Source organism: Nonomuraea sp. NPDC001699, from assembly GCF_053596455.1.
Genome location: NZ_JBSFGF010000008.1, coordinates 229,450 through 245,177 on the forward strand (window position 1 = coordinate 229,450; position 15,728 = coordinate 245,177).

The following is a 15,728-nucleotide window of genomic DNA, read 5'->3' on the forward strand; positions in this document are numbered from 1 at the left end:
GTGGTCTGGGAGGTTGTGGGTGACCTCGATAAACCGGACCGCATATCCGCGATTTCCGCGGGTGGTCACGGCGCGGGATCTGGCGGAGAACTTCACGCCGGTTGATGCCGAGGTGGCCTGGGCGCGCGGCCGCACGCAGGATGAGATCATCTGCTGATGCTGGTGGTGTGGCTGAAGTCCCATCAACGGCTGGGGTACTTCCCGAAGATCGGCGAGGTGCCGACGGCCGTGGCCGGGCATGTGCATGAAGCGCTGGGGCTGGCGGAGGAGGTGAAGTTGCGGCAGGCGGCTGCGAGGACGGCCAGCCGGCATCGGGCGTTCGTCCGCCAGCGCACGGGGTGTCGTATGAGGCATCGCGGGCGCGGCAGGTCGCTGAAGATGCGATCCGTAAGGCCGTGCAGTCCAAGGACAACCCGGCTGATCTGATCAATGTGGCGTTGGAGGAGTTGGTCCGCACTCGGTGTGAGCTGCCGGGCTACACCACGCTGGACGCGATGGTGGCGGCGGTCCGCGCCGAGGTAAACACCGGGTTCTTTCAGACGGTGACGGGGCGGCTGGATGCGGCCGCGCGGGCACGGCCGGCCTGACTCTGCTGGGTGACATCGACGCGCTGGGGCCGACCGGGACGTGGCTGCAGAGCGTGCCGCCGGGCGAGGTCGCCCATTTCGCGGGGGAAGCGCGGGTCACCGACGCGGCCGACATGCGCAAGGTGGGCGAGGACAAGCGGCTGACGCTGCCGGCGAGCTTCGTCCACACGGTGGCCATCGGGATCCGCGATGACGTGGCGACCATGTTCTGCAAGCGTATGGCGGCCATCCACAAGAAAGGGCGCGATCAGCTGGAAGCGCTGCGCGAAGCTCATCGGGCCGAGTCTGAACGCCTGCTCGGGGTGTTCGGTGATGTACTGTCGGCCGTTCGCGACGCCCTCGTCCTGGAAGAGAGCAGCACGCCGGAGGGCGGCCAGATCTCACCGCAGCAGCCAAGGGGGACGGCGCACGGGGCGGGGCCCGAGGTCGCCGAACGGGCCGGGCACCTGGTGCTGAAGACGCTGGAGCGGGCCGGCGGCGTGGAGGCGCTGACCGGGGCCCATGAGGCGATCTCGGCGCATCACGGCAACAACTATCTGCCATTGCTGGAGCAGTACTACCAGAGGGCTGCTGGTCGGGCTGCGTGGCCTCGGCCGAGTCGGGAGCGCCGCCCTGTTGCGGCTCGCCCTGCGGCTGACCTTCGCTCCTTCCCTCTCCCTCGGGCGCTCCTCCGGCGATGAGCCGGATCGGCTGGCCGTTCTTGCGGTAGCCGATGATCGCGCCAGGCGTCGTCGGCAACATCGAGTGATCGAACATCGCAGGCCCTCCCGGAGCCGGACATGAGAAAGGGCCCGCGCCAGGCGGACCGGAATAATTCGATCCTGCTAGAGGTGGCATGACACAGCGCCGCATCAAGTAGGCGAGGCCAAATTGGCAGCAAGCCGCGTAAATCGCCAGGTCGAACAGCACATCAGCCCTGGTCGCTTACTTGTCCATGATGTCAAGTCGCCGTTTATAGGGACATTGGTTCGGGACACACCTGGAGAATTCACTCATCGGGTGTGGTGTATTCGGGGACTGACACACACGGGGACTTCCTCGTTTAATGAAGAACTGTCAGCAACTTTCTCTTGGAAAGGCAGGCCAGCGTGCGCATACCAACGCGAGCGCTCAAGCTCGCCCTCGCGGCAGCAACTATCGCCGCCCCCATCGCGCTCGTCGCCCCAACTCCAGCCTTGGCCGGGGAGCTTCCCTGGTGTACGGCCGGAGTAGACGGCGGCAGACGAGGAATGCTCAATTGCAGTGGAGCAGCCGGGCATGTCCGGCTGATCACACACTGTTCCTGGGCGCTCTGGGCCGACAGCGGGTGGCTGTGGAAGAACGAGGGTTCGTTCCACTACGAGAACGAATGCCTTGGCCACGCAGATGCGGCAGAGTGGTCGGCTTCTCCGTGATCACGGCATGGGTGCAGGGCCAGCGCCCGCACATGATCGCTAGATCCGCTCGCGATCACCTCTCCGAGGCATGCCAGCGTCGTGGCTGAGCTGAGTCAGCCGATTTTCCAGAGCGGCAACACGAGCACCGGCCTTGCGCCGGTGCTCCGTGTCGAGCGCTACCGCCGCCTGCCGTTTCGCGCCACGCAGCTCGGACTCCAGGCGGCGCATCTTCTGGGCCGCCCGGCAGGTAGCCGCTGAGCGTGTGCCCGCAGCCGGGATGCAGCAGGCCGGCGGCGCGGGCCTGGGCGACGGTGCCCTCCACGAGCACGTCCACCATGTCGTCGGACACGGCGGACTCAACCTGCCGGAAGCCGATCGGCCCGTCCTGCGACAGGATCTTCCCCTTCCAGAGGGCGCACCGCGGGCACGTGAACGGCAGCCGAGACACGATCACGAGGTCGATGCCGTTCTCGGCGAGCGTGGCCAGGTCGCCGTCCGTCGCGGCCTGCGCCATCGCGGTCCGCACCGCCGCTTCGGCGTACGCGGTCACCGACCAGACGCGGCCGGAGGAGTCGGTGAACCCGGTGATGCCCCGGCGGGCCACCTTGTCCAGCGCGCGCGCCTGCGCCTCGCGGCGGGAGATCGCGCCGGTGAGCGCCTGCGCGGCCACCTCGTTGACGATCTGCCTGAAGATGAACTCCGGCGCCGACCGCATGCCCGGCTGGGTGGAGGCGACCAGCCGCGTGGCGCGGCGGGCGATCTCTATGACGCCCTGCCCCTGCGGGAGCCGAGCCGTTCCAGATCTTTGGTGGCGCGTTCCGCGCCGCGCCGCCACGCCGCGTTGACCCCGGTCGTCACCAGCCGTTCAGACAAGCGTTCCAGCCGACCGGCCCCGGGGGCAGCGACGCCGCCGCCGATGCGAGCGCCGGATCCGGGCACTTCGCCACCATGTCGGCGAGCATCTTCCAGCGTTTGTCCAGCTCGGCGGCCAGCTTCTCCGGCGCGCTCGCATCCGGCCGCTTCACCGAGACCTTCGCTCCGCCCCGCCGGGGGTGGAGAGCGCGCAACCAGGTGGGCGGCAACGTCAGCCGGTCCTCGTCCTCGACGCCGCCGGCGGCCGCGGGCGAAGCCGCCTGCGGTAAGGGGGCCGTTTCGTCCTCCGTGTAGCCCTTGCGTAACTTCTCCGCCACCAGCTTGTCCGCGGCAGCCGTGGCGGCGGCGGCCGAGCCGAACGACTTGACCTGCGTCTGACCGGCCGCGCCCATCCGTCCATACCGGATGTGCAGCTCCGCGCCGTCCTGGCGCACCTCCCAGAACTTGGCCGAACCCCCGCCGACGAACGCCAGCGTGCGCTCCATGCTCATGCTGATACCTCCACCCTGCCTGCTCTTGATCGACAGCGGCGAGTATGGCGAGAACGACCGACAAAGTCGCGCGGAAGATCAGACGGGGAGGCCCTCGGCGGCGGTGGTCTCGCGCTCGGCACGCAGGCCATGGTCGTTCCCGACGACCTGTTCGGGCAGGGCCGCCGTCTCCCGTATGGCGGTGACGGCCGCCGTGGGGAGGTAGTCGTCGGGCAGACCGTCGACCATGATGATGTCGCCCTCGATGTGCCGCGAGCGCAGCGGCGCGATCTCCCGGTACGCGGGAGAGTCCCACCATGCCCGTGCCTCGGCGATGCCCGGGAACCCCAGCATCACGACATGGCCGGGCCAGGTGCCTTCCTTCACCTCGTGCTGGGTGGCGTGGACGAGGTAGCGGCCGCCGTACGGCTCGAAGGTGGTGGGGAGCCGTTCCATGTACTCGGCGATCTCCGGATGCGGGGCAGCCTCCTGCAGATGGGCGATGACGTAGGCGGGCATGGCGTCCTCCTGGTGCAGACGTGTTCGGTACTGCCGATCCTGACACGCACCTCGTAGGCAGGGCGATTACCTGACAGGTAGGCGATCAGGTGAAGCAAGCGGGCATGCACCGATGACGGTGGCTTGTACGCTGATCATCTGTTCGCGCCAGGGCGATGGCAGGAGACGGGCATGACTTCGAGGCTGGCCGGTTACGTGGTCGGCGGGCGCTACCGGCTTGCGGACGAACTGGGGTCCGGTGGTTTCGGGCGGGTCTGGCGGGCCCGCGACGAGACCCTCGACGTGGACGTCGCGATCAAGGAACTGCGGCTGCCGCCGTGGATGCCGGAAACCGAACGGGCCGAGCGGCTGGCGCGCGCCACACGCGAGGCACGCAACGCCGCCCGGTTGCGCCAGCACGACGGCATCGTCGCGATCCACGACGTCGTCATCGAGGACGGCCTTCCCTGGATCGTCATGGAACTGATCGAGGGTTGCTCGCTGAGCGAGTACGTCGAGGAGCACGGACCTCTTCCGATGGACAGGGCCGTCGAAGTCGCCGGGGCACTGCTGACGTCGATCGGCGCAGCACACCGGGAAGGCGTCGTGCACCGCGACATCAAACCGGCCAACGTCATGCTCGCCGAGAACGGAAAGGTCCTGCTCACGGACTTCGGGACAGCGATCCACCACACCGATTCCGCACTGACCGCCACCGGGATGTTCATCGGCTCGGCGGAGTACATGGCGCCCGAGCGGTTGCGCGGCAGTGACGGCCTTCCCGCCGGGGATCTGTTCTCCCTCGGTGTGACCCTCTACCAAGCGGTGGAGGGCGTCTCACCGTTCCGCCGCGACACCCAGGAAGCGACTTTGGCCGCGGTACTGCTGGACGAGGCCCCGGCACCGCAACGCACCGGACCGCTCACGCGGCTCATCACCCGGCTGCTGGACAAGGACCCGGGCCGCAGGCCGACGGTCGACGAGGCGCTGGCCATGGCAGGTGCGCAGTCCGCGACCACGGTCCGCGTGCGGCGCGACACCAAGATCCTCCCAGTCCGGACGCAGGAGGGGGGACGCTCAGGCGTCGCCGCGCTGATCGTGGCCATGACAGCGGTGGTGGGCCTGACAGCGCTCGGCGTCGCAGGACTCCCCGATGCCGGCGGCACGTGGGAGCACTTCGAGCGCTTCAGGGACGACACCGCACTGATCGTCGCCGTTGCCGATGTCGTCATCACCGGCTTGCTGTGCGCCAGTCTCGCGCGGTTCCTGCCGAAGAACGCCGGCAGGACCGTGACCGCTGTCGCCGGTGCCGCCGGGCTCGTCTTCGGCTGTGGCGCGACCGCTTTCGCCTTCCACGGCGCCGGCGAAACCCTCCGGAACATGATGCAGTTGCCCGGACGAGATGCCGCGACGGTGTCGCTGGCCCTGATCAGCATCGTCGTCCTCGTCGCTGCGGCGGCGGCCTGGACCTCGCATCGCATCGATCGACGAGGAGGGATCAGAGGTCGAACACGATCCTGATCGCCCGCACTGCCGTACATCACGCCGTCGCGCCACTCGCCCGCAGGGCACTCGCTCAGTTGTCGAAGGCCCATGCCGCGGCGGCGATCGGCTGGAGCCCCGCGGCCAGCTCGTCGAGCTCGTCCGCGCTGAGCACGTCGTACGCGGGGGCGGCCAGGTCGTCGGTGAGCGCCTCGATCCGCTGCTTGGTCTCCCGGCCGGCGGGGGTGAATCCGCCGTCGGCGTCCACGAGGCCGCGGTCGCGCAGCCCGTCGACCACGGCGGCCAGCTGAGCCTTGGGCAGGTGGTGGACGCGGCCGAACTCCTCCGCCCTCATTCCGAGGGAGAGGGCCATGAGGACGTGGGCCTCGGTGCCGCCGATGCCGTGGGCGAGAAGGGCGGCGTTGTGGCCGTCCCCTCGGTGTTCCCGCAGCAGCGTCGCCACGTGCCAGAGCCTGGCCACCGGCTCTTCGGGCACGTCGAGCGCGCGCAGCCCGGCGTACAGTGGCCGGCCCTCGGTCGGCGCGCTGAACGCTGCTCGGATGGCGAGGTCGGTGGCCCGCACCAGACCGGGCGAATCGGCCAGCTCCCCGATCATCTGCCGTAGGGCGGCCGCGCTGCCCCGTTCGCGCACGGTGATCGCCTCCTGCGGGGTGATCTTTCCCCACACCCACGGGATGTGGCGCGCCACCTCGCCGTCGGCGAAGTTGTAGAAGACCGCGTGCACGACCTCGGGCGGTGCCGTCCCCAGGGGTGCGGCCCGGCCCGCGAAGTATCCGTCCCAGTAGTTGCGCATGCCGACGGCCAGGAACGCCTCGTTCGCCACCTCGGAGAAGGTCGCGGTGGCGATCGGCTCGACGAGCTCGGCCATGTGGCGGATCTTGGCCTGTGGGTGCTGCTGCATCGGTCGGCATCTCTCTTCGTCGTGACGGCTGGTCGTGACAGCGCCCTTGTGGGCGGCCGTTCACCTTGGCTACGAACGCCGCGGCCCAGATCCGACAACCCCGGTCGAAAATTTTTGGGTCGATTCTGCCAGGCAGCGTCGGGGTGCCACCCAAACTCGGTCACCGCTCGGTCATGGCGGTCATCCGTCCACGCATGGAGCCCACGTCCGCGGGCATCCAGGGATCTCCCGTCCTGGCGAGAGAGCTCCGCACGGAGAGGAGCCCCCGGCCCTCTCACAGTTCATGGGGCCGAGGGCTCGCGGGGGTGCCTGTTCAGGCGGTGGGGGTCTGCTTCACGTAGCTGACCTCGACGTTCAGGTAGGTCGCGACGCCGTAGTCATGGCCGCGGATGGCCAGGAGGTTGCAGCGCTCCAGGTGTCTGACGGGTATGACGACGTTGATCGCGCCCGCGGCGCAGCCGCCGCTCCTGACGGTCTGAACGAGGCGGCCGTTGAAGTAGACCCGCGCGTCGTTGTCGATCGTTCCTTGGATGCGGACCTGCTGTGCGTCGCGCGGGATGTGCACCCAATGGCGTACCAGGATGTCGGTGTTCGCCGCCCAGGACGTCTTGACGTTGGTGGAGTTGTTCCAGGCGCAGGTGCCGTTGGTGGTGCCGAAGCCTTCTTGTCCGCTCGCCCAGTCACTGTCATCGAAGTTCGGATCGTAGAAACGCGGGGCATTGGTCCCGGGCGGCACCTGGAGGTATTTCCAGTCGGTGCTGTTGTAGCCGAGTACGGTGACGACATTCTGTCGCATTCCGGTCAGGGAGGCTGACGCCGATGCCGGAGCGGGCAGGGCCACGGTGGCCAGCAGCGAGCCGACCGCGAGGCCGGCGGGAAGGAAACGCAGCAGTTTTTTGAACATGGCGATCTTCCTCCGTCGATTGTTCGAAATGTCGATCCTGTGGCCGCCGAAAAGGACATGTCTATCCATGTCGCAATTCTGCCGCCTTACATCCCGGCCGGAATGGGTAAATCGAATCATAATCTCATCACGCACGGACACGTTAGGCAATGGCCAAGAAAGGCCGACGAGAATGGGCGGACGCAATTATGAGCAAAGAGGAATTTTCCGATATGCCGATTATGAGTGCCGTCCTCTCGACCGAAGCCGAGAAACATCGACACAGCCGCCACCAAGGCGCTCTGGTACGAATCGCACGTTCGCGCTACTGGCGAACAAGTCCGGGGCGACGCGGCTCGGCTTCGGTACGGTTCGATCGAGCCGGGGATCCCCGCAGCGGGCAAGGAGTGGGTGGACAACCGGTTCAAGACCTACCAGCCGGAGGAGCTGGTGCGCTTCGCGATGTCCAGGCCGGCGCGGTTCGAGCCGGGAAAGGGCTGGAGCTACTCCAACACCAACTACACACTGGCCCGCTGCTGATCGAGAAGGTCACCGGCCACTCGATCGCCGAGGAGATGAAGCGGCGGATCCTGCGGCCGCTCAAGCTGCGAGGCACCGTGGTGCCGGGATCCACGGATCTCCCCCACCCGCACGCCCACGGCTCCTTCCGCTACCAGGACGCCGGCCGGTGGAAGGTGGTCGACGTCACCCGCCAGAACCCCTCCATGACGGCCGGCGCCGGTGACATGATCTCGACCACCGGCGTTCAACTCGTAATCATCTACGTGAGACCGGCCTGATTTCACGTACATGAGCGATCACGTCCGCGCGGCGACCAGGAGAACCGTCCGCCGGGACGGTGCGCGACTCCGGTACGTTATCCGGTACATCGTCGCCGAGGTCGCGCGGCGGCCGGCATGAGCGCCGCGCCGAAGATCACTGCCCCGCGCGGTGAAGGCGTCAGCCTCGCCGTGGCCGCCGACGCCTTTCTCGCCACGCCGCGCACGGTCAACCCCGACACCCACCGCGCCTACGCCTCGGCCATCGACCGCGTCGCCGCCGCGGCCGGCTGGCGGACGACGCCGGGTAGGCCCCCAGCACGGAGACCCTTGGAACGGGCGGCGCAGACGTGCCGCGCCCCCGGCAGAGGGCTGCCGGGGGCGCGGGGATCAGGATGACGCGAGCTTCACATCGAGCCCGGTGATCCGGTCGACGGCGACGGCGGCGGTGGCGGTCGTGGCGGCGTAGCCGCTCTTGGTGACCGTCACCTCCCGATCACCGGTCTGGGCGGAGAACAGCCAGTAGGCGCCGGAGGCGTCGGTGGTGGCCGTGCGCCCGTCGGAGGCGACCGCCGCCCCCTGCACGGGCTTGCCGGTGGCGGCATCGGTGACCGTGCCGGTCACCAGGCCGCCCTGGACCTTCTGGCAGGTGCGGTCACCGACGTAGACGTCGTCGATCGCCCACCAGCCCGAGCGGTTGCCCCGGTAGTGGAAGCGGACCTGGGCCTTGGTCTTGGCCGCCGCCTGCGGCATCGCCACCACCTGAGCGGCCGGGCCGGAAGCGCCGGGGAAGCCCTTACGGGTCCACACCGTCGTCCAGGTACGCCCGCCGTCCAGGCTGAGGTCGGCCCAGGCGATGGCGTTCACGCCGGGCTTGAGGTCGCCCGCGAACTCCAGCACCGGGCTGGTGTGCTTGGCCAGGTTCAGCACCGGGCTGGTCAGGTAGGTGTCCTGGACATGCCCCTTGCCGGAGTGGTCGGAGTCGACGATGGCGAACCTGCCGCTCCCGCCGGTCCGGTTCTCCCGGGCGCCGGGGTTGTCGAAGACCCAGCCCGGCTGGTGGTCGAACCCGGGGAAGCCGGGATCGACATTGGTGACCTGCCACCCGGTGGGCTTGCCCGAGCTGAACGGCTCGGGCGTGCCCGCCCTGCTCGCCAGGTAGCCGGGGGCCACGCACGCGAGGGCGGCGGGCAGGGCGGCGTCCACGGTCTGGTTCTCCGCCCCCAGACTGACCTTCCTGCTGACCGGGTCGTAGCCGGGTGCGCCCGGGGTGATGCGCAGCGTGTAGTCGGTGGCGGGCAGCAGGGACAGGGAGTAGTGGCCGGTGATCGCGTCGGCGGTGGCGTCCCACGTGTGGCCCTTGCCGTCGTCGGCGGTCACCTTGGCGCCCAGCGGCCAGCCGTGGCCGGAGCCGTCGGTGAGCGTGCCGGACAGGATCTTGCGCTGGGTCGGGGTGAGCGGGACGTCCTGCTTGATCGAGCCGTCCTTGGTCACCTTGATCGCCACGGTGGCGTCCTGGTAGCCGTAGGCGCTCACCTTGAGCTGGTAGTCACCGGCCAGCAGCTTGAAGGTGTACGTGCCGTCCTCGCCGGAGGTGGACTGGCGGTTGAGCTGCCCGTTCAGCGACACGGTGGCGTCCTTGAGCGGCTCACCGGTGGCGGCGTCGGTGACGGTGCCCGAAAGCGTGCCCAGGCCCTGGGCGCCCGCCTGCACCAGCGCCAGCGCGTCCAGGCGGCCCTCGCCGTAGACGTTGTTGTTGGCCGCGTCGCCGCCGCACTGCGGGTCGGCGGTGTCGATGGCGGTCAGGTCCAGCAGCGTGCGGGTGCCCTCGATGTCGCGGGCCAGCGACGGGTTGGCCGACCAGAGCAGGGCCACCGCGCCCGACGCGTGCGGTGTGGCCATCGAGGTGCCCGACATCAAGAGGTAGCCTCCGCCCTTGACGGAGGAGCGGACGTCCACGCCGGGAGCCGAGATGTCGGGCTTGATCTGCCCGTCCTGGCCGTCTCCCCGGCTGGAGAAGCTGGCGATCTTGTTGTTGCTGTCGTAGGCGCCCACGGAGTAGTTGATCGTGCGGCTACCCGGGGTGCCCGAGGTCCGGCACTCGGGCCCTTCGTTGCCGTTGGCCCACATGCCGAAGATGCCGGACGCCGCCCAGGCCTCCTGGATCTCCTCGAACATCGGCTCGTTGGAGGGCAGGTCGCTGCCCCAGGAGTTGTTGACGATGTGCGGGCGCTTGGCCGGGTCGGGGTTCTGCCCGGCCGCGTCGGTGGGCGCCAGCATCCACTGGCTGGCCCGCATCAGGTCCAGGTCGCTGCAGCCGCCGGCCTGGCAGCCGCTGGCGGCGATCCACTTGGCCTTGGGCGCGACGCCGATCTGGTTGCCCTTGCCGTCGTCGCCCACCATGGTGCCCATGGTGTGCGAGCCGTGGTTGTGGCCGTCGCACGGGCCGGGCTCGTCGCAGTTCCCGGCCGCGTCGTACCAGTTGTAGTCGTGGGTGAAGGTGCCGTCGCCGTTGTTGCCCCGGTAGGAGCCGATCAGCGCCGGGTGGGTGTACTCCACGCCGGTGTCGACGTTGGCCACGACGATGTCCTCGCCGCGCACGCCGTACTGCTGCCACACCTGGTCGGCCTTGATGTTGGCGATGCCCCACTCCACGGCGGCGGCCGTCGCGGCGGCGCCCTTGGTCTCCACCGGCAGGGCCACCGGGTAGGTTCTGGGCGCCCGGACCTCGCTCACCCCGTCCATCTTCGCCAGCTTTTCGGCCAGCTTCAGGGGCACGTCGCGGACGTACACGGCGTTGGCCGCCCAGAACGTCTCGCTCTTGCGGCCCTCGGCCTTCAGCAGCTTGCGCAGCGGGGCCTGCGAGCGGTCGGCCGTGTCGCGCAGGGCGCGCACGACCTGCTCGCCGCGCGCGGTGCGGGTCCTGGCCCGCTCGGCGCTCTTGGTGTCGGCCTTGTCGGACAGCAGCACCCACAGGTCGGTGCGGTCCTTGGCGGCGTAGGCCGCGAGCACTTCCCCGCCCAGCGGACGCGGATCAGCCGGCGCGGCGGCCGCCGCCGGGGCGGAGGCCAGGAGGGAGGCGGCCATGAGCGCGCCCACCGCTGAAGTGATGATTTTCATGTCAGCGTCCTTCGCAGCTCAGGTGCGCGACGAGTGGCTGGGAAGTGGTCTCCCAGCCGGTGCCGTTGAGAATCTGGCCGCTCGCCCAGACGTCCTTGGGCCCGGAGCCGGTCAGCGCGGTGTAGATGTACGCCGAGCCGGGCGCCTGGACGCCCTCGGGCCGCACGTCCGTCCAGGACTTGCCGTCCCAGTGCTGCAGCGGGGGCTGCGACGAGCCGTCGGCCGGCGACGTCGCGGTGATCCACACGTCGTTTGGGCCCGCGGCGTAGACAGAGAAGGGCGAGGTCCAGGCCGCCGACGGCGTGGGCGCGGCACTCCAGGACTTGCCGTCCCAGTGCAGCGCCACGGGGGCGAAGGTGCCCGGCTTCCGCTCGTAGCCGACCGCCCAGACGTCGTCGGCGGCACGAGCGCTGACGGAGACGAGCTCGGCGAGCAGCCCGGGCACGCCGGGCACTTCCCTCCACGCCTTCCCGTCGTAGTGCAGGATCAGCGACTCGATCCGCGCGGGGTCGGTGTACTGCCTGCCGACCGCCCAGACGTCGTCACGGGACCGCGCGTGCACAGCGCGCAGGGTGGCATTCGCCCGGGTCATCGCCGGATGGTCGACGTTCTTCCAGACTCTGCCGTTCCACTGCTGGATGGCGGCGCCGGCGGAGTCCGCGCTCTGTGTGGTGTACTCACCGACGGTCCAGGCGACCGAAGGCGAGACCGAGTCGATGGACTGAAGATTGGGCCTGGTCGCGGTGGGGTCGGGGGAGATCGCGGTGGGCACGAAGGACCACCGCCCGCCGTCCAGGCGCGCGAAGACCGGGACGCCGCTGCCGTAGGTGTCGCCGTAGCGGAACTGGTAGCGCGCCCACCCGCTGGACGTCGAGTCGAAGGTCGTCTCCCAGGCGCCGCCAGGGGCCATGGCCGCGTGCGGGATCTGCTTGGGCAGGAGCTTGACCGACCTGCCGTCCGAGGTCAGGGTGGCGGAGGTGCGGTCACCCTCGGTGGTGAACACCGCCTGCTTGGATGAGACGGACGACGCGTGGGCCACCGAGACGCCGCCGTCGGGGATGGCGGGCACGTCGAGCAACTTCCAGGTGGGGGTGCAGGCGGCGGCCGAGGCCGCCGTCGCCGCGCCGGTCGTGAGCGCGGTGGTCAATGCCGTCGCCGCCAGGGCGACCGCGGTTCTGCGTATGCTGCGCACGAATGCTCCTCAGAAGGCGCCGATGCCGTTGGGTACGCCCATGCCGGTGGGCCCGTCGTGTCCGCGCCTGGCGGTGCACAGCGGCGAGCCGCCGCAGGCCCCGTTGGCGCCGGTGGTGATGTCGAACAGGTACTGGCCGGAGCCGTAGAGCTTCTGGCCGGGCACGATCTCCTGGCCGTTGTCGCCCAGCGCGTACACGCCGCCGATCAGCGCGACGCTGATCGGGGTGCCGCTGACGCCGATCCAGCCGCCCCAAGAGGTGCTCTCGTAGAGCTGCACGGGCGAGCGGGCATCGCCCACCGCGGCCACGTCGGCGACCGTGCGCTTGGCGCCGCACTGCCCCTTCGGCTGCCAGGCCGGGCGCGCCTCGTACACCGAGCAGCCCGAGCCGGACCCCGAGGAGGCCATCTCGCTCCAGCCGCGCGCGTTGCCCGGGTCACGCCACAGGGTGGTCGCGCCCACCGCGATCACCGATCCGTAGGCGGCCGGGACCATCTGCCTGCCCACGCCGTTGCCGAACCCGCTGCCGCCGCCCGCGACGATCGGGACACCGGGGTGGTCGTAGTGCGCCGCGTCGGCCCGCTGGCCGGCGTACTCGTAGAAGCCGGTCATCACCGAGACCGCGTCAGCGCCCTGGACGACCGCCTGGTCGACCGCGGCGCCTATGCTGGCCGGCGTCTCGTCGTCGGCCTCGACCAGCAGCAGCTTGCAATTGGGGCAGGCGGCCGAGCCCAGGTCGAGCCCGGCCGCGGTGTGCAGCGCGTAGCCGTTGTGGGTCGGTGGCCTGGTGGTGCCGCCGCGCTGGTCCACGTGACGGAAGCAGGGGAACATCTCATCGCACAGCGGCAGGTCGTTGCCCTTGCGATACTCGTTCAGGTCGCGCTCGGCGCTGGGATGGCCGTACGGGACCACGACCGCGAGGGTCTGGCCGCCGCCCAGCCAGGACGAGGGCAGCTTGTAGGCGTCCTGCAGGTCAGCCGCCTTGAGCCCGTCGCTGACGTTCGCGTCGGACTTGGAGGTGACCTTCAGCAGGCAGTCGGGGGTGGAGCAGTCGCCGGCGGCCTGAGCCGACGCCGGCACCAGCAGGGTCAGGCCGAGCACGATCGCGGGGAGCAGCCGGGAGATGATCACGGTCACTGGTCCTTCGGTGCGAGCCGGTAGGCGCGGAGGTTGGTCTGCTCGACGGCGTTGCCGTCGCGGTCTACGGCCTTGATCCGCAGGGCGGCGTACCCGTCGCTGGCGGGGCTGGTGAGGGTCGTGGTGAAGCGGCCGTCGCGTCCCCGGTTCGCGGTCTGGGGCTCCGACCACGTCGTGCCGCCGTCGTAGGAGACGGAGACGGTGGCGTTCACCCTGCTGGGGTCGTCCTGGTACTGCTGGTGCCGCACCGTGAAGGCCACCTCGAACGGCTCGCCGGCGGGGGTGGCGTTGTCGATGTCCAGCGGCAGGTCGGGCCGTACGAACAGAAGGGGCAGGAACGAGCAGCGGCGGGTGGGGTCGGGTGCGCACATCGCCTGGTCGGGCAGATCGGCCGACCGGTCGCGGTTCGTGATGCGGAAGGTCCAGTCGGTGGTGCTGGTCGCGTCCTCCACACCAGGGTTGTCGCCGGTCACCTTCAGCCGGTATTCGGCGGGCTGCGGCAGCAGCGGCAGGTCCAGCAGCTGCGTGAGGCGTGTGCCGTCGCCCCGGGTCGCCGAGGTGAAGGCGAGCGCGCCGTCGCGGTAGAACTCCACCTTCGCGAGTCCGTCGAGGGCCGAGCGGTAGTGGCCGGCGGTGGAGTCGGCGTACGGGTTGAGGTACAGCAGGCCCAGATCGCCCTGCCGGCAGGCCACGCACACCTGCTGCAGCGCGCTGGTGACGTTCGTGTCAGGGGTGTTCTGGATCCCGATCAGGGCCTCCTGCACGTACGGTGCACTGCTGGAGGGCACCTGCGGTCCCTTGTTCCAGGTCTCGGTGAGGTGCTGGCCCGGCCGGATCAGCCGGCGCTCCCCCAACAGGCGCAGCCCCAGGTCCGGTCGCAGGATGGGCTCCCAGGAGACCTTGCCGGGGGCGTTGCTGTACCAGTAGTCGGTGCGCTTGCCGCCGTACAGGGGGCTGGTGACGCCGAAGGTGGTCTGCGTCCACGGCAGGTAGACCGTGCTCAGGAGCTCTGGGTGCTGGGAGGTGGCTCCCGGAGTGTTGTGGATCGTGGAGTCCACGGTCGTCAGGTCCGAGCGCCTGACCGTGCGGGTGAGTGAGGCCGGCACGCCGCCGGGCTCGTGGAAGGCCACCTTGTACGTGGGATCGGCCCCGGTGGGACCGCCGATCGAGGTCATGGCCAGGAAGTCCAGGCTGCCCTTGGTCACGCGCCTGGTCGGCGTGGCGTACAGGGTGTGGACCCCGAAGTCCCCTCCGGAGACCAGGCGCATGAGGAACAGCGCCGTGACCGAGTTGCCGAAGGGCGGGTTGCCGACCTGGTCGCCCTGGACGGTGGTGCGGTTGTAGGTGATGAGGTCGTACTGCGTGTCGGCGGTCTCGGGCACGCCCTCGATCGTCGTCTCGTACGGCACGGCCTTGCGCGCGTCCAGCGTGAGCGACATGTCCTCGGTGACGGAGAACTCCGGCTCGATCACCAGGGCGCCGGTGGAGCCCATGTCCAGGACCGGTCCGGTCAGGACGCTGGCCTCGATGCTGTAGTGGCCCGCCGGCACGCTGAAGACGGCCTGGGAGGTGCCCTCCACGCCGTCGCCCACCTGGAACAGCGTGAACGTCGGGTCGTCCAGGCTGTGGATGGAGCCGAGCATGACGCCGGGCTTGCCGGTGCGGTCGATGGAGTCGACGGTGACCGTGTGGTACTCGGGATAGTCGGCCGGCGCCGCCATCGGATCGGCGGGCAGGGCCGGGGCGCCTTCGGGCTGGGCCAGCGTGATGCGGCCGGTGCCCGGCTTCTGCCCGGCCTTCCACTTGCCGGCCAACTCCTGGCCGAAGCCTTCGGCGTCCTTCTTGGCCAGGGTCCTGGACTGCGGGCCGAGCGTGGCCACGCCGCCCGACTCGACCTTGACCGGCAGGGCGTCGGCGTGCGCGTCGTCCAGCCCGGCGCGCACCAGGTAACTGACGTTGAACAGGCGGACGTCCAGCGTGCTGCCCAGGAAGGGGGCGGCCTCGGCGGGGATGACGTACTCGTCGCCGTTCAGGGTGAGCTGGGCGAACACGCCGTTACCCGGGTCGATGACGGTGGCGCTACCGGCGAGGTCCACCTGCACCTTGTCACCGGTCACCAGCGTGACCGTGGCGCTGGGCCCGGTCGCGGCCTTCGGCGGGGGTTCTGTCGTGGCCTCGGCGGTGCCGAGCCCGGTGACCAGCGTGAGCGCGAGGCAGGCCGCGCCCAGCCGGGAGGTTAACTTGTTCATGCCTTGACCCAGCCGTCCTTGTCGTCTTCGCTTGCGCCTTCTTCAGGCGCGATCTCCGCGCCTTCGTCCTCGGTGAGCTCGTCCTCGACGGGCTCGTCCTCGGCCTCGTGTACGTCGGACATGCGAAGAGCGTGACGAATAGGACATTCAGCTAGCTATG

General features: G+C 69.7%; 16 protein-coding genes and 1 pseudogene. 7 read left to right on the plus strand and 10 right to left on the minus strand.

Going from position 1 to position 15,728, the window contains the following annotated elements; translation table 11 throughout:
* Positions 1–19: 19 nt before the first annotated feature.
* The 3 genes and pseudogenes from ACWCSU_RS25370 to ACWCSU_RS25380 all read left to right on the plus strand — a co-directional run bounded on the left by ACWCSU_RS25370 (position 20) and on the right by ACWCSU_RS25380 (position 1,267).
* Positions 20–157 (plus strand): hypothetical protein, encoded by a 138-nt coding sequence (locus ACWCSU_RS25370; RefSeq protein WP_449938006.1) that lies wholly within the window; start codon positions 20–22, stop codon positions 155–157.
* Positions 157–587: pseudogene (locus ACWCSU_RS25375) on the plus strand (DUF4158 domain-containing protein). The gene ACWCSU_RS25370 and the pseudogene ACWCSU_RS25375 overlap by 1 nt, the downstream one beginning before the upstream one ends.
* A 53-nt stretch (positions 588–640) precedes the next feature.
* A complete protein-coding gene (locus ACWCSU_RS25380; protein WP_449938009.1) occupies positions 641–1,267 on the plus strand; it encodes a hypothetical protein in 627 nt (208 codons plus the stop codon).
* Between the two features lie 769 nt (positions 1,268–2,036).
* Here ACWCSU_RS25380 and ACWCSU_RS25385 read toward each other — a convergent pair.
* From ACWCSU_RS25385 to ACWCSU_RS25395, 3 genes are all read right to left on the minus strand, one after another.
* Positions 2,037–2,678 carry a phage minor capsid protein gene (locus tag ACWCSU_RS25385; RefSeq protein WP_449938011.1) on the minus strand — a complete coding sequence of 214 codons (642 nt, stop codon included), beginning with the start codon at positions 2,676–2,678 and terminating at the stop codon, positions 2,037–2,039.
* Positions 2,679–2,817: 139 nt separating this feature from the next.
* The gene (locus ACWCSU_RS25390) at positions 2,818–3,327 is read right to left on the minus strand and encodes a WGR domain-containing protein (protein ID WP_449938013.1); all 510 of its coding nucleotides are present in this window, start codon (positions 3,325–3,327) and stop codon (positions 2,818–2,820) included.
* A gap of 78 nt (positions 3,328–3,405) precedes the next feature.
* A complete protein-coding gene (locus tag ACWCSU_RS25395; protein ID WP_449938015.1) occupies positions 3,406–3,825 on the minus strand; it encodes a DUF1330 domain-containing protein in 420 nt (139 codons plus the stop codon).
* A gap of 171 nt (positions 3,826–3,996) precedes the next feature.
* On the opposite strand from ACWCSU_RS25395, the gene ACWCSU_RS25400 reads away from it, so the two are divergent.
* The gene (locus ACWCSU_RS25400) at positions 3,997–5,325 is read left to right on the plus strand and encodes a protein kinase domain-containing protein (protein ID WP_449938017.1); all 1,329 of its coding nucleotides are present in this window, start codon (positions 3,997–3,999) and stop codon (positions 5,323–5,325) included.
* A gap of 55 nt (positions 5,326–5,380) precedes the next feature.
* On the opposite strand, the gene ACWCSU_RS25405 is transcribed toward ACWCSU_RS25400, so the two are convergent.
* A complete protein-coding gene (locus ACWCSU_RS25405; protein ID WP_449938019.1) occupies positions 5,381–6,208 on the minus strand; it encodes a MarR family winged helix-turn-helix transcriptional regulator in 828 nt (275 codons plus the stop codon).
* A gap of 313 nt (positions 6,209–6,521) precedes the next feature.
* Positions 6,522–7,181 carry a hypothetical protein gene (locus ACWCSU_RS25410; protein WP_449938022.1) on the minus strand — a complete coding sequence of 220 codons (660 nt, stop codon included), beginning with the start codon at positions 7,179–7,181 and terminating at the stop codon, positions 6,522–6,524.
* Between the two features lie 321 nt (positions 7,182–7,502).
* Here ACWCSU_RS25410 and ACWCSU_RS25415 point away from each other — a divergent pair, with 321 nt between their 5' ends.
* The 3 genes from ACWCSU_RS25415 to ACWCSU_RS25425 all read left to right on the plus strand — a co-directional run bounded on the left by ACWCSU_RS25415 (position 7,503) and on the right by ACWCSU_RS25425 (position 8,269).
* Positions 7,503–7,631, plus strand: a complete 129-nt coding sequence (locus ACWCSU_RS25415) for a serine hydrolase (protein WP_449938023.1) — start codon at positions 7,503–7,505, stop codon at positions 7,629–7,631.
* 35 nt (positions 7,632–7,666) lie between these two features.
* Positions 7,667–7,891, plus strand: a complete 225-nt coding sequence (locus ACWCSU_RS25420) for a hypothetical protein (RefSeq protein ID WP_449938024.1) — start codon at positions 7,667–7,669, stop codon at positions 7,889–7,891.
* A 117-nt stretch (positions 7,892–8,008) separates the two neighbouring features.
* Entirely contained in the window at positions 8,009–8,269 is a 261-nt protein-coding gene (locus ACWCSU_RS25425) for a hypothetical protein (protein WP_449938025.1), read from the plus strand.
* Here the strand turns inward: ACWCSU_RS25425 and ACWCSU_RS25430 are convergent.
* Genes ACWCSU_RS25430 through ACWCSU_RS25450 form a run of 5 tightly spaced genes read right to left on the minus strand, consistent with a single transcriptional unit; the run spans position 8,261 to position 15,690 of the window.
* A complete protein-coding gene (locus ACWCSU_RS25430; protein ID WP_449938027.1) occupies positions 8,261–10,990 on the minus strand; it encodes a S8 family serine peptidase in 2,730 nt (909 codons plus the stop codon). The two genes, ACWCSU_RS25425 and ACWCSU_RS25430, sit on opposite strands and share 9 nt — an antisense overlap.
* 1 nt (position 10,991) lies before the next feature.
* A complete protein-coding gene (locus ACWCSU_RS25435) occupies positions 10,992–12,182 on the minus strand; it encodes a hypothetical protein (protein WP_449938028.1) in 1,191 nt (396 codons plus the stop codon).
* Positions 12,183–12,191: 9 nt separating this feature from the next.
* Entirely contained in the window at positions 12,192–13,319 is a 1,128-nt protein-coding gene (locus tag ACWCSU_RS25440) for a S8/S53 family peptidase (RefSeq protein WP_357708358.1), read from the minus strand.
* Positions 13,316–15,568, minus strand: coding sequence for a hypothetical protein (locus ACWCSU_RS25445; protein ID WP_449938030.1), 2,253 nt, complete (start codon positions 15,566–15,568; stop codon positions 13,316–13,318). The genes ACWCSU_RS25440 and ACWCSU_RS25445 overlap by 4 nt, the downstream gene beginning before the upstream one ends.
* A complete protein-coding gene (locus tag ACWCSU_RS25450) occupies positions 15,565–15,690 on the minus strand; it encodes a hypothetical protein (RefSeq protein WP_357708355.1) in 126 nt (41 codons plus the stop codon). Before ACWCSU_RS25450 ends, ACWCSU_RS25445 begins: the two co-directional genes overlap by 4 nt.
* Positions 15,691–15,728 lie beyond the last annotated feature (38 nt).

Bases quoted from the DNA above. Each gene is read 5' to 3' on its own strand.
- ACWCSU_RS25450 (WP_357708355.1), bottom strand. From the start codon at position 15,690: ATGTCCGACGTACACGAGGCCGAGGACGAGCCCGTCGAGGACGAGCTC.
- ACWCSU_RS25395 (WP_449938015.1), bottom strand. From the start codon at position 3,825: ATGCCCGCCTACGTCATCGCCCATCTGCAGGAGGCTGCCCCGCATCCG.
- ACWCSU_RS25400 (WP_449938017.1), top strand. From the start codon at position 3,997: ATGACTTCGAGGCTGGCCGGTTACGTGGTCGGCGGGCGCTACCGGCTT.
- ACWCSU_RS25430 (WP_449938027.1), bottom strand. From the start codon at position 10,990: ATGAAAATCATCACTTCAGCGGTGGGCGCGCTCATGGCCGCCTCCCTC.
- ACWCSU_RS25405 (WP_449938019.1), bottom strand. From the start codon at position 6,208: ATGCAGCAGCACCCACAGGCCAAGATCCGCCACATGGCCGAGCTCGTC.
- ACWCSU_RS25420 (WP_449938024.1), top strand. From the start codon at position 7,667: ATGAAGCGGCGGATCCTGCGGCCGCTCAAGCTGCGAGGCACCGTGGTG.
- ACWCSU_RS25390 (WP_449938013.1), bottom strand. From the start codon at position 3,327: ATGAGCATGGAGCGCACGCTGGCGTTCGTCGGCGGGGGTTCGGCCAAG.
- ACWCSU_RS25410 (WP_449938022.1), bottom strand. From the start codon at position 7,181: ATGGATAGACATGTCCTTTTCGGCGGCCACAGGATCGACATTTCGAAC.
- ACWCSU_RS25425 (WP_449938025.1), top strand. From the start codon at position 8,009: ATGAGCGCCGCGCCGAAGATCACTGCCCCGCGCGGTGAAGGCGTCAGC.
- ACWCSU_RS25385 (WP_449938011.1), bottom strand. From the start codon at position 2,678: ATGCGGTCGGCGCCGGAGTTCATCTTCAGGCAGATCGTCAACGAGGTG.
- ACWCSU_RS25445 (WP_449938030.1), bottom strand. From the start codon at position 15,568: ATGAACAAGTTAACCTCCCGGCTGGGCGCGGCCTGCCTCGCGCTCACG.